This is a genomic window from Acidiphilium cryptum JF-5 (genome assembly GCF_000016725.1).
GTDB lineage: Bacteria > Pseudomonadota > Alphaproteobacteria > Acetobacterales > Acetobacteraceae > Acidiphilium > Acidiphilium multivorum.
On sequence record NC_009484.1, the window covers coordinates 2,112,934 to 2,124,786 of the forward strand.

General features: G+C 67.5%; 15 protein-coding genes. 3 read left to right on the forward strand and 12 right to left on the reverse strand.

Annotation, left to right across the window (positions count from 1 at the left end; all coding sequences use genetic code 11):
* Positions 1-56: 56 nt before the first annotated feature.
* From pstS to pstA, 3 genes are all read left to right on the forward strand, one after another.
* Positions 57-1,136 (forward strand): phosphate ABC transporter substrate-binding protein PstS, encoded by a 1,080-nt coding sequence (pstS, locus tag ACRY_RS12050; RefSeq protein WP_007424204.1) that lies wholly within the window; start codon positions 57-59, stop codon positions 1,134-1,136.
* A gap of 81 nt (positions 1,137-1,217) precedes the next feature.
* Positions 1,218-2,192: a phosphate ABC transporter permease subunit PstC gene (pstC, locus tag ACRY_RS12055; protein ID WP_007424203.1), complete on the forward strand. Its 975-nt coding sequence runs from the start codon at positions 1,218-1,220 to the stop codon at positions 2,190-2,192.
* A complete protein-coding gene (gene pstA, locus ACRY_RS12060; RefSeq protein ID WP_007424202.1) occupies positions 2,176-3,045 on the forward strand; it encodes a phosphate ABC transporter permease PstA in 870 nt (289 codons plus the stop codon). The genes pstC and pstA overlap by 17 nt, the downstream gene beginning before the upstream one ends.
* Here the strand turns inward: pstA and ACRY_RS12065 are convergent, their stop codons facing one another.
* The 12 genes from ACRY_RS12065 to rpsE form a co-directional block, all read right to left on the reverse strand.
* Complete coding sequence (locus ACRY_RS12065; protein ID WP_007424201.1) at positions 3,046-3,522, reverse strand: YbaK/EbsC family protein; 477 nt, start codon at positions 3,520-3,522, stop codon at positions 3,046-3,048.
* On the reverse strand, positions 3,519-3,917 hold the full coding sequence (locus ACRY_RS12070; RefSeq protein WP_007424200.1) for an MAPEG family protein: 399 nt from the start codon (positions 3,915-3,917) through the stop codon (positions 3,519-3,521). Before ACRY_RS12070 ends, ACRY_RS12065 begins: the two co-directional genes overlap by 4 nt.
* A 71-nt stretch (positions 3,918-3,988) precedes the next feature.
* A complete protein-coding gene (locus tag ACRY_RS12075; protein WP_012039714.1) occupies positions 3,989-5,653 on the reverse strand; it encodes a M3 family oligoendopeptidase in 1,665 nt (554 codons plus the stop codon).
* A 106-nt stretch (positions 5,654-5,759) separates the two neighbouring features.
* The gene (rplQ, locus tag ACRY_RS12080; protein ID WP_007424198.1) at positions 5,760-6,200 is read right to left on the reverse strand and encodes a 50S ribosomal protein L17; all 441 of its coding nucleotides are present in this window, start codon (positions 6,198-6,200) and stop codon (positions 5,760-5,762) included.
* A 50-nt stretch (positions 6,201-6,250) separates the two neighbouring features.
* Entirely contained in the window at positions 6,251-7,270 is a 1,020-nt protein-coding gene (locus ACRY_RS12085) for a DNA-directed RNA polymerase subunit alpha (protein ID WP_007424197.1), read from the reverse strand.
* Between the two features lie 134 nt (positions 7,271-7,404).
* The gene (gene rpsK / locus ACRY_RS12090; protein WP_007424196.1) at positions 7,405-7,797 is read right to left on the reverse strand and encodes a 30S ribosomal protein S11; all 393 of its coding nucleotides are present in this window, start codon (positions 7,795-7,797) and stop codon (positions 7,405-7,407) included.
* 78 nt (positions 7,798-7,875) lie between these two features.
* Positions 7,876-8,253, reverse strand: coding sequence for a 30S ribosomal protein S13 (rpsM, locus tag ACRY_RS12095; protein ID WP_007424195.1), 378 nt, complete (start codon positions 8,251-8,253; stop codon positions 7,876-7,878).
* A gap of 200 nt (positions 8,254-8,453) precedes the next feature.
* Positions 8,454-9,128, reverse strand: coding sequence for an adenylate kinase (locus ACRY_RS12100; protein WP_012039716.1), 675 nt, complete (start codon positions 9,126-9,128; stop codon positions 8,454-8,456).
* The gene (gene secY, locus ACRY_RS12105) at positions 9,125-10,474 is read right to left on the reverse strand and encodes a preprotein translocase subunit SecY (protein WP_007424193.1); all 1,350 of its coding nucleotides are present in this window, start codon (positions 10,472-10,474) and stop codon (positions 9,125-9,127) included. Before secY ends, ACRY_RS12100 begins: the two co-directional genes overlap by 4 nt.
* Positions 10,475-10,611: 137 nt before the next feature.
* Positions 10,612-11,097, reverse strand: a complete 486-nt coding sequence (gene rplO / locus ACRY_RS12110; protein WP_007424192.1) for a 50S ribosomal protein L15 — start codon at positions 11,095-11,097, stop codon at positions 10,612-10,614.
* Positions 11,097-11,291 (reverse strand): 50S ribosomal protein L30, encoded by a 195-nt coding sequence (gene rpmD, locus ACRY_RS12115; protein ID WP_007424191.1) that lies wholly within the window; start codon positions 11,289-11,291, stop codon positions 11,097-11,099. The genes rplO and rpmD overlap by 1 nt, the downstream gene beginning before the upstream one ends.
* On the reverse strand, positions 11,284-11,853 hold the full coding sequence (gene rpsE, locus ACRY_RS12120; protein ID WP_007424190.1) for a 30S ribosomal protein S5: 570 nt from the start codon (positions 11,851-11,853) through the stop codon (positions 11,284-11,286). The genes rpmD and rpsE overlap by 8 nt, the downstream gene beginning before the upstream one ends.

Consider the following 11,853-nt stretch of genomic DNA (forward strand, 5'->3'; position numbering starts at 1 on the left):
CGCAGCGATGCGTTCAACCCACCTGCTGCCCATCGCAACCGACAGGGAGATCCATCGTGCGATCAGACAACAAACTTCGGCGCTCCGTCCTTCTGCGCTCCGGCGCCGCGGCGCTGCTCGTCGCCGGCATCGGCGCCGGCGTCGCCTCTGCCGCGCAGACCGTCACGCTGACCGAGACCGGCTCCACGCTGCTCTACCCGCTGTTCAACATCTGGGTGCCGCATTTCGAGAAGGCGCATCCGGGCATCCGCGTGACGACCCAGGGCACCGGCTCGGGCACCGGCATCGCGCAGGCGATCAAGGGTCTCGTGCAGATCGGCGCGTCCGACGCCTACATGTCGAACGGCCAGCTGAAGCAGAACCCCGGCATCCTGAACATCCCGCTGGCGATCTCGGCGCAGTCGATCAACTACAACATCCCCGGCCTGAACGGTCACCACCTGGTGTTCTCCGGCCCGGTGCTCGCCGACATCTATTCCGGCAAGATCACCAACTGGGATTCGCCGGCGATCGCGAAGCTGAACCCGGGGGTGAAGCTGCCGAACCACAAGATCATCCCGGTGCACCGCACCGACGGTTCGGGTGACACCTTCATCTTCTCGCAGTATCTGAGCTTCTCGACGCCGGAGTGGAACAGCAAGGTCGGCTACGGCACCAGCATCTCCTGGCCGGCGGTGCAGGGCGGGCTCGGCGCACAGGGCAACCCCGGCATGGTCGAGGCGCTGAAGGGCAACAAGTTTTCGATCGCCTATGTCGGCGTCAGCTTCACCAAGCAGATCGACGCGGCGAAGCTCGGCACCGCGAAGCTGGTGAACCGCGCGGGCAAGGCGCTGCTGCCGACCGCCTCGACGATCAGCGCCGCCGCCGCCGCGCTGGGCGACAAGACGCCGGCGGACGAGCGCATCAGCCTCGTCTTCGCGCCGGGGGCGAACAGCTACCCGATCATCAACTACGAATATGCGATCGTGAACAAGAAGCAGCCGAACAAGGCCACCGCCGATGCGGTGAAGACGCTGCTGACCTGGGCCTCGAACGAGGGCAACTCGGAGCAGTATCTGAAGCAGGTGCATTTCAAGGCGCTGCCGAAGAAGATCCGCGAACTCTCCGCGAAGCAGATCGCCCAGATCGGCAGCTGATCCGGGCGGCCACAGGCCGGAACAAGCCTACCCTGCCCTTCCGGCTTCGCCGGGAGGGCAGTTTCGTGTAAAGGCACCCGCATGTCGAAGGTGAAACCGTTCAGGCTGGCCATGGCGGCGGTCGCCCTGGTGATTCCGCTCGCCCTTGCCGCCATCGTCTTCTTCCTCGCGCGCTATTCGTGGCAGGCGATCGGGTTCAACGGGCTGCGCTTCCTGTGGACGATCAACTGGAATCTCGGAAATCTCTACGGCAACACGGTGATGCGCCATGGCTACGAGGTGCCGCCGGGAGCGAATTACGGGATTCTCGCCTTCATCGTCGGCACGCTGTTCTCCTCCTTCCTCGCGATCCTGTTCGCCGTGCCGGTGAGCGTCGGCGCCGCGATGTTTCTTTCGGAAAAGGCGCCGGCGCGGATGCGGCCCTGGCTGACCATGCTGGTCGAGCTGGTCGCTGTGGTGCCGAGCGTGGTGTTCGGCCTGTGGGGCATTTTCGTGCTGGTGCCGCTGATCGCGAACTGGATCAGCCCGGCGATCACCGCGACGCTCGGCTTCATCCCCTTCTTCAACATGAGCAACAGCACCGGCAGCGGCTACGGGCTGCTCGCCGCCTCGATCGTGCTGGCGCTGATGATCACGCCGATCATCACCACGACGCTCTACGACGCGCTGAACCAGGTGCCGCGCGAGCTGCGCGAATCGGCCTATGCGCTGGGGGCGACGCATTTCGAGGTGGTCACCAGCACCATGCTGCCGACCGCGCGCGTCACGCTGATCGGCGGCATCGTGCTGGCGCTCGGCCGCGCGCTGGGCGAGACGATGGCGGTGCTGATGGTCTCGGGCGGCGCGCTCAACTACCTGCCGGGGACGATCTTCACCCCGATCAGCACGATGGCCGCCTTCATCCTCTCGCAGCTCGACAGCGCGTTGCAGGACCCGAGCAACATGGCGGTGAAGTCGCTCGCGGAAATCGCGCTGGTGCTGTTCGTCATCACCGTGCTGGTGAACGCCGCGGCGCGGCTGCTGGTCAGGAGGACGATCAATGTCCGCAATGCATGACGCCGCGCCGGCGCGGCTGACCACGCTGGAGCGGCGGCGCTACGCGACCAATATCGTCGGGTGGGGGCTGTGCACCCTCGCCTTCCTGCTGATCGCGGTGCCGCTGCTCGACCTCGTGCTGACGGTGACGCTCAAGGGGGCCTCGGCCTTCTCGATCGAACTCTTCACCACCTCGACCAACGGGGTGACCGGCGGGCTGCAGAACGCGATCATCGGCACGCTGGTGCTCTCGCTCGGCTCGCTCCTGATCGCCACGCCGATCGGGATCGGCGCCGGGATCTATCTCTCGGAATACGGCTCGAACCGCCTCGCCGCGACCGTGCGATTCCTGGCCGACACGCTGACCGGCACGCCCTCGATCGTGCTCGGCTATTTCTCCTACATCACGATGGTGATCGGGCTGGGCTGGAAGTTCTCGGCGCTGGCCGGGGCGATCACGCTCGCCATCATGGTCGTGCCCTATCTGGCGCGGATCACCGAGCTGTCGCTGCGGCGGGTGCCGACCAGCATGCGCGAGGCGGCCTACGCGCTGGGCGCGCGGGACCACACCGTGGCCTCGCGCATCGTGCTGGCGGCGGCGGCGCCGGGGGTGATCACCGGCGTGCTGCTCTCGCTCGCCATCTCGGTCGGCGAGACGGCGCCGCTGATCTATACCGCCGGGTGGTCGAACTATCTCTGGACCGGGAAGCTCACCAACGAGCCGATCGGCTACCTGACCTACGTGATCTGGACCTTCATCAACGAACCGAACCCGGAATCGCACGCCCTCGCCTTCGCCGCGGCGCTGCTGGTCATGCTCGTCGTGCTGGCGATCAATATCGGCGTGCGGATGGTGATGCGGCGCGATCCGTGATCAGCCCTCCTGCCTGATGTCGGCGACCAGGCCGCCGGTCAGGCGGACCAGGCCGTCAGGCGTGACCGGAAAGACGTGACGGGGCGTGCCGGCCGCGGCCCAGACCTCGGCGAAGGCGAAGAGATCGCGGTCGATGACGATGCGCATCGCCGGATCGTGGCCGGCGGGGGACACGCCGCCGGGCGCGAAGCCGGTGGCATCGCGCACGAAATCGGGGCTGGCGGGGGCGAGTTTCGCGCCGAGGACGGCGGCGAGACGGCTCTTGCCGACGCGGTTCGCCCCGGAGGCGATCGCGAGCACCGGCGCATCGCCGGCGCGGAAGACGATCGACTTGGCGATCGCGGCGACATCGCAGCCGAGGGCGGCGGCGGCATCGGCGGCGGTCGCGGTGCCGGCGGGGAATTCGCGGATCAGGCCATCGGCGAGGCCGGCGGCGCGCAGGGCGGCGCGGACCCGGGCCAGGGCGGCATCGCTCATCGCAGGCGCGCCAGCAGCAGGATCGCCTCCGCGCCGAGGACGAGCCAGGTGATGAGCGCGCCGGGCGCGCGGCAGAGGAATTGCTGCGGCGAATTCTCCGGCGCGATCATGCCGAACGGGTGGATGATGCGCGCGACCAGCAGCGGGAAGAGCAGCGCGTTCATCTCGAGCCGCCCGGCCCCGCTCGCCTCCAGCAGGGCGGCGAGGAGAAGGATCAGCGGGACGTATTCGGCGAAATTAGCATGGGCGCGGATGCGGCGGGCGAGGCGATCGTTGCCGCCATCGCCGTGGATCACCCGGAAGCCGAAGCGGCCGAAGCCGACCCAGAGCGAGAGGACGAGGTAGATCAGGGCGAGCAGGGCGCCATAGCCGGCGGCGACGGTGGGGAAGGTCATTCTTCGGCTCCCGGTCTGGAGCACTTTCCGGTCCTTCCGGATCGGATGTCGTGCTCCATCATGTTGATGCTCTATGACAGATCCAGCGCCTGCGCGGCGGCGCGCACGGCATCGCGCAGGGCGCCCGGGGTGAAGGGCGAGACGAGGCCGGCGGCGGCGACCAGGCCGCCGAAGGGGCGCGAGCCGCCGAGGGCGCAGAGGTTCACATAGGTGTCGAAGGCGGCGCGCTCGTCGCGCTGCGAGGCGACCCAGAACTGCAGCGCGCAGCACTGCGCCAGGGTGTAGTCGATATAGTAGAAGGGCGAGCGGTAGATGTGCATCTGCGCCTGCCAGCGGCCGCCCATCGCCGGATAGGCGAGGTCGCCCCAGTCCCGCCAGGGCAGATAGAGCTGTTCGAGGCGGCGCCAGATGGCGTGCCGATCGGCCGGCGTGAGATCGGGATCGGCGTAGATCTCGTGCTGGAAGTGATCGACGCAGACGCCGTAGGGCAGGAATTCCAGCGCGCCGATCAGGTGCATCCGCCGGTAGCGCGCGGTGGCGGCGCCGAACATCGGCGCGATATGCGGATGGGCGAGGAATTCCAGGCTCATCGAATGGATTTCCGCGGCCTCCATGGTCGGCCAGAAATAGTCGGAGACCGGCTGTTGCCGGCTCATGTAATTCTGGAACGCGTGGCCCATCTCGTGGGTGAACACGTCGACGTCGTGATGCGTGCCGTTGAAGTTGGCGAAGATGAACGGCATGCCGATGCTGGGAAAGCTGGTGCAGAAGCCGCCGCCGGCCTTGGCGGGGCGGTTGTCGAGATCCATGAAGCCGCCCTCGCGCATCGCGCGGTAGAAGGCATCAAGGCGCGGGTCCATCGCCGCGAACATCTCGGTGGCGGCCTGCTCCAGCACCGCCCGGCCGCCGACGGGTTTCGGATTGCCCTCGGGGTCGATCATCGGCTCGTCCCAGGCCATCAGGCGGTCGAGCCCGTTTTCGGCGCGGCGGCGTTCCATCAGCCGGGCGACGAGGGGGACGACGTGGCGGCGGACTTCCTCGCGATAGGTCGCCACCTCGGCGGGGCCGTAGTCGAGCCGGCCCATGCGGCGATAGGCGAGCGCGGTGAAGCTGGCGTCGCCCAGGGTGCGGGCGATGCGGTGGCGGAGCTTCACCAGCCGGTCGTAGAGGTCGTCGAGCGTGGCGCCGTGCTCGGCGAAGAAGGCCCAGCGGGCGGCGGCGGCATCGTGGCGGACCGCGCGGTCGGGGCTTTCGGCATAGGGGCCGAGGCCGGAGAGGTTCAGCGTCTGGCCGTCGAACGCGATGCGGGCGCTGGCGAGCAGCGCCGTGTAGTCGGCGGCGAGGCGGGATTCGGTTTCGAGATCGGCGGCGATTTCGGGGCGGAAGGTGGTGACGTCGTTGCGCCACATCGCCAGCGCGTGGGCGCCGAAGCGGGCTTCGAGCGGGGCCGGATCGAGGCCCAGCAGGCGGGCCTTGAACGTCGTCTCGTGATCGGCGACGACGGGGCCGAGCGCATCGGCGAATTCCCGCGCCGCCTTGCGGGCCGGATCGGCGGTGTCCTGCGAGAAGCGCAGATGGACGAGGCTGGACCAGGTGCCGTGGTCCCGGCGCAGGGCCTCCCAGGCGTCGATCGCGGGGCCGACGGCGCCGGCGTCGAGCTCCGCGTGGAGCGCCCGGTAGGCGGCGGCGAGGCCGGACTCGGTCGGGGTTTCGGCGGTGATCTGGTCGAATCGCATCGTCGCTCCGTGTCTGGATGTCGGGATGTGATGTGGGGCGACCGCGGAACGAAAAAAGGCGCGGCTGGCGCCGCGCCCTTCATCCGGACCGGAAATGCGGCGGCGATCAGGCCGCGGCCGCCTCGCCGGCTTCGTCCTCGTCGGACGCAACCTCGGGCTTCGGCCCGCTGTCCTGCCCCTTGGCGGCGGGATCGCGGTCGACCAGTTCGATCACGGCCATGTCGGCCGCGTCGCCATAGCGCATGCCGGCCTTCAGGACGCGGGTGTAGCCGCCCTGGCGTTCCTTGTAGCGGTCGGCCAGCGAGTCGAAGAGCTTGGCGACGATGACGTCGTCGCGCAGCAGCGCATGGGCCTGGCGGCGCGCATGCAGGCCGCCGCGCTTGCCAAGGGTGATCAGCTTCTCGGCAACGGGCCGGAGCTCCTTGGCCTTGGGCAGCGTGGTGGTGATCTGCTCGTGCTTGAGCAGGGCGACCGCCATGTTGCGGAACATGGCCGCGCGGTGGGACGCGGTGACGCCGAGTTTACGTCCTGCAAGGCCGTGACGCATGGGAGTGACTCCGGATCAGTAAAGACGAAAAGCGTTGGGTGGAAAGGCGATCAGAACGGGTTGTCGGAGCGTTTGACCAGCTCCTCGATGTTTTCGGGCGGCCAGTCCTGCACAACCATGCCGAGGCCGAGGCCCATGGCGGAGAGGACTTCCTTGATCTCGTTCAGCGACTTGCGGCCGAAATTCGGCGTGCGGAGCATTTCCTGTTCGGATTTCTGCACGAGGTCGCCGATATAGACGATGTTGTCGTTCTTGAGGCAGTTCGCCGACCGGACCGAGAGCTCCAGCTCGTCGACCTTGCGGAGCAGGTTCGGGTTGAACGGCAGCTCGGGGCGCGGCTCCTCGGCGCGGAGGCGCTGCGGTTCCTCGAAGTTGATGAACATGCCGAGCTGGTCCTGCAGGATGCGGGCGGCGAGGGCCACGGCATCCTCCGGCGTGACGGCGCCGTTGGTCTCGATGTTCAGGATCAGCCGATCATAGTCGGTCACCTGGCCGACGCGGGTCGGCTCGACGCGGTAGGACACGCGGCGGACCGGCGAGTAGATCGAGTCGACCGGGATCAGGCCGATCGGCGCGTCTTCCGGGCGGTTGGCGGCGGCGGGGACGTAGCCGCGACCGGACTCGACCGTGAATTCCATGCCGAGCGTCGCGCCATCGTCCAGCGTGCAGATCACCAGCTCGGGGTTCATGACCTCGATGTCGTGTCCGGTCTGGATCATGCCGGCGGTCACCTCGCAGGGGCCGGTGGCGGAGACGGTCATCCGCTTCGGACCGTCGCCATGCATGCGCACGGCGATCTGCTTGATGTTGAGCACGATGTCGGTCACATCCTCGCGCACGCCGGCGATCGAGGAGAATTCGTGCAGCACGCCGTCGATCCGCACCGAGGTCACGGCGGCGCCGTGCAGGGACGACAGCAGGACGCGGCGCAGGGCGTTGCCGAGGGTCAGGCCAAAGCCGCGCTCGAGCGGCTCGGCAATGATCGTCGCGACGCGCGTGTCGTCCGCGCCGGGTTCGATATCCAGTTTTTCCGGCTTGCGCAGCGACTGCCAGTTCCGCTGCAAGGCCAAGTGCGTGTCTCTCAACATCAGTCCCTCCGGTCGGGCGGCGATGCCACCCTCACCCCATCCAAAAACGTGCCGACTCTCCGGCGGCGCGGTGGAGCCGCGCGCTCCGGGCCGGGCCGCCGACGCGGCCCGCGCGGTCAGACGCGACGGCGCTTGCGCGGGCGGCAGCCGTTATGCGGAATCGGGGTCAGGTCGCGGATCGCGGTGATCGAGAAGCCGATCGTCTGCAGGGCGCGCAGCGCGCTCTCGCGTCCGGCCCCGGGGCCGCTCACTTCGATTTCCAGCGTCTCCATGCCATGCTCGCGCGCCTTGCGGCCGGCATCCTCGGCGGCAACCTGGGCGGCGTACGGGGTCGACTTGCGGCTGCCCTTGAAACCCTGGCTGCCGGCGGAGGACCACGAGATCGCGTTGCCCTGGGCGTCGGAGATCGTCACCATCGTGTTGTTGAAGCTCGCGAGCACGTGAGCGACGCCCGAGGAAATGTTCTTGCGTTCCTTGCGGCGGGGACGCGTGGAGGCTGCTTTGGCCATGGATAATCCTGTCTCTGTCTCGATACGCCGGCCCGTGGGCGGGCGGCGCGGTCAGTCGGTAGGGCGCGGCGGAAGGGCTTAGCGGGTCGCCTTCTTCTTGCCGGCGATCGCGACCGCCTTGCCCTTGCGGGTGCGGGCGTTGGTGTGGGTGCGCTGGCCGCGGACCGGCAGGCCCTTGCGATGGCGCAACCCGCGATAGCAGCCGAGATCGACCAGCCGCTTGATGTTCATGGCGACTTCGCGACGCAGGTCACCCTCGACGCGATAGTCCCTGTCGATCAGCTCGCGGATCTTCATGATCTCGTCTTCGGAGAGCTGGTTCACGCGCTTGTCTTCGCCGATCTCGAGGGACTGGCAGATTTCGCGCGCCTTGGCGGGCCCGATGCCGTAGATGTAACGCAGGCTGATCAGCACGCGCTTGTTCGAAGGAATGTTTACGCCGGCAATACGCGCCACGGTCTGCTCCTTAGATCGCCGCCGGATCGCGCCGGCGGCAGGGAAGATCATCCAACGGAAGGCGAAGCACGGGCCCGGCGGGCCGGCATCGCCTGAACAAAGTGCGGCGCCCCGCCAGGGAGCGCCGCAAGACTGGTTGTCTAAAGCCCGACCCGGTCAGAGTCAATCGACCTTGATCAAATTTGCGTGATCGGGGCCGTTCATGCCGTTGCCGGCGCGGCGACCCCGGCGCGGCGCAGCGCGCCCTCGATCTCGGCCGTCACCTGATCCATCGCGGCCATCCCGTCGACGACGTGAAGTCGGCCCTTCTGCTCGTAATAGGGCAGGATCGGCGCGGTCTGCGCATTGTAGGCGACCAGGCGGTCCTTCACGACCTCGGCCTTGTCGTCCGGCCGGCGGACGAAATCATGGCTGCCGCATTTGTCGCACACGCCGGGGACGCCGGTCGGGTGGAACTTGTCGTGATAGCCGGCGCCGCAATGCGCACAGGTGAAGCGGCCGGAAATGCGCTCGACCAGCACCGCCTCGTCGACCTTGAGCAGGATGACGGCGTCGAGATCGAATTTCTGCTCGGCGAGCATCGTGTCCAGCGCCTCGGCCTGCGGCACCGTGCGCGGAAAACCGTCGAGGATGAAGCCGTTGCGGCAGTCCGGCTGGGACAGGCGGTTGCGCAGCATGCCGATGATGATCTCGTCCGAAACCAGCGCGCCCGACTCCATCACCGCCTTCGCCGCGCGGCCCAGCTCGGTGCCCGCCTTCACCTCGGCCCGCAGCATGTCGCCGGTCGCGATCTGGGCAACACCGTAACGATCCTGCAGGATCTTGGCCTGGGTGCCCTTGCCGGCACCGGGTGGTCCCAAAAGAATGATGTTCATCGACCGCGTGTTCTCCCTCGGCCTTTTCGGATCAGGCCTTCATACTGGTGTGCCAGAAGGTGCGACTGGATCTGCGCTACCGTGTCCATCGTAACAGATACCACGATGAGCAGCGAGGTGCCGCCGAAATAATATCCCGCCGCAAGGTCGAACTGGCCGATCAGGAACTGTGGAATGAGACAGACGATCACGAGATAGGCCGCGCCGATCGTGGTGAGGCGGGTCAGCACCGTGTCGAAATATTTGGCTGTATTTGCGCCTGGGCGGATTCCTGGAACAAATCCGCCATATTTCTTGAGATTGTCGGCGGTTTCTTCCGGGTTGAACACGACAGCCGTATAGAAATACGAGAAGAAGATGATCAGGCCGGCATAGAGCAGCATGTAGCCCGGCTGGCCGTTGGAGAGTTCGCGGGCCAGCAACTGCAGCCAGCCGGGGCCGGTGCCGTGGCTGAAGCCGATCACCGTGGCCGGGATCAGCAGCAGGGAGCTGGCGAAGATCGGCGGGATCACGCCGGAGGTGTTCACCTTCATCGGCAGATGCGACGAATCGCCGCCGAACATCCGGTTGCCGACCTGGCGCTTCGGATACTGGATCAGCACCTTGCGCTGGGCACGCTCCATGAACACGACGAAGGCGACCACCGCGAGCGAGAGCACGAAGAAGCCGATGACGAAGCCGGTGGACAGGCCGCCGGAGGCGCCGAGCTGGAGCACGCTGGCGATCGCGCCCGGCAGGGCGGCGACGATGCCGGCGAAGATGATCAGGCTCGAGCCGTTGCCGATGCCGCGCGAGGTGATCTGCTCGCCCACCCACATCAGGAAGACGGAGCCGCCGGTCAGCGTGATCACGGTGGTGACGATGAAGAACAGGCCCGGATCGAGCACCGCGGGGCCGACCGTGGAGGTGATGCTCTCAAGTCCGATCGCGATGCCGTAGGACTGGGCGAGCGCGATCAGCACGGTCAGGTAGCGGGTGTACTGATTGATCTTCTGCTGCCCGGTCTGGCCTTCCTTCTTCAGCGCCTCGAGCTGGGGCACGGCCGCCTGGAGCAGCTGCATGATGATCGAGGCCGAGATGTAGGGCATGATGTTCAGGGCGAACACGGTCATGCGGCCGAGCGCGCCGCCGCTGAACATGTTGAACATGCCGAGGATGCCGCCGCCGTTCTGGGCGAGCATGTGCTCCATCACCGTCGGGTCGACCCCGGGGATCGGGATATAGGTGCCAAGGCGGAAAACGATCAGCGCGCCGAGGGTGAACCAGATCCGCTTCTTGAGATCGGTCGCCTTCGACAGGGTTTCGAGGTTGAAGCTCGAAGCGAGTTGCTCAGCGGCGGACGCCATGAATATCCCTCATCCAACGGCAGCGTGCCGTATCTCCGGAAACCGGAACGGCGCCGCGGGTCAGTGAAAACTCACGACCTGCAGCGCCGTTCGTCAGGCTCTAGTGTGCCGCAACCTTGGTGGTCACGGCAAGTGGTTCAGGCAGATGCCGGCTCCGCGCGCGCGACCGTAGTGGTCACGCTGCCGCCGGCCTGCTCGATCGCCGCGATCGCGCTGGCGGACGCGCCGGACACCTCGATCTCGACCTTCTGCGAAATCTCGCCGCGGCCGAGCAGACGCACGCCGGCGAGCTTCGAGCCGGCATAGACGCCGGCGGCGCGCAACGTCGCCTCGGTGATCTTCTGGCCGGCGTCGATCTTGCCGGACTCGATCAGCGCCGCGAGGGTGCCGACATTGAGCGGCGCGTAGTCCTTGCGGTTGACGTTGTTGAAGCCGCGCTTCGGCAGACGCCGGTAGATCGGGAGCTGGCCGCCCTCGAACCCGTTCAGCGACACGCCCTCACGCGCCTTCTGGCCCTTGACGCCCTTGCCGGACGTCTTGCCCTTGCCCGAGCCGATGCCGCGGCCGAGCCGCTTCGACTTGGGACGCGCGCCCGGATTGTCGCGCAGTTCGTTCAGTTTCATTACGACAGCTCCTCGACCTTCAGGAGATGCTTGACCTTGCGGATGCGGCCGAGCGTTTCCGGGGTGGCGGCGAGTTCACGGCTCGCGTTCATCCGGTGCAGGCCGAGACCGATCAGGGTCTCCTTCTGGCCCGGCTTGCGGCCGATCGGCGATCCGACCTGGGTGACGCGCACCCGCTTCACCTGCTCAGACATCGGCCGGGGCCTCCTTCTCGCGCTTCGGGCCGAACAGGTCGGCGACCTTCTTGCCGCGACGCGAGGCGACGCTGCGCGGGCTCGCGCACTGCGAAAGCGCCGCGACCGTGGCCTTCACCATGTTGTGCGGGTTGCGGCTGCCCAGCGACTTCGCCACGACGTCGCCGATGCCGAGGGTCTCGAACACCGCGCGCATCGGACCGCCGGCGATGATGCCGGTGCCGGGGGGCGCCGCGCGCAGGACGACATGACCGGCGCCGAAGCGGCCCTCGATGTCGTGATGCAGCGTGCGGCCTTCCTTCATCGGGACGCGGATCATGCCGCGCTTCGCGCGCTCGGTCGCCTTGCGGATGGCTTCCGGGACTTCCTTCGCCTTGCCGGCGCCGAAGCCGACCCGGCCCTTCTGGTCGCCCACCACCACGAGGGCGGCGAAGGCGAAGCGACGGCCGCCCTTCACCACTTTCGCGACGCGGTTGATGGTGACGAGCTTGTCGATCAGCTCGTCGCCATCGCGATCCCGCTCGCGCTCGCGGCCCCGGCCTTCTCTCGGTTCGCGTGCCAT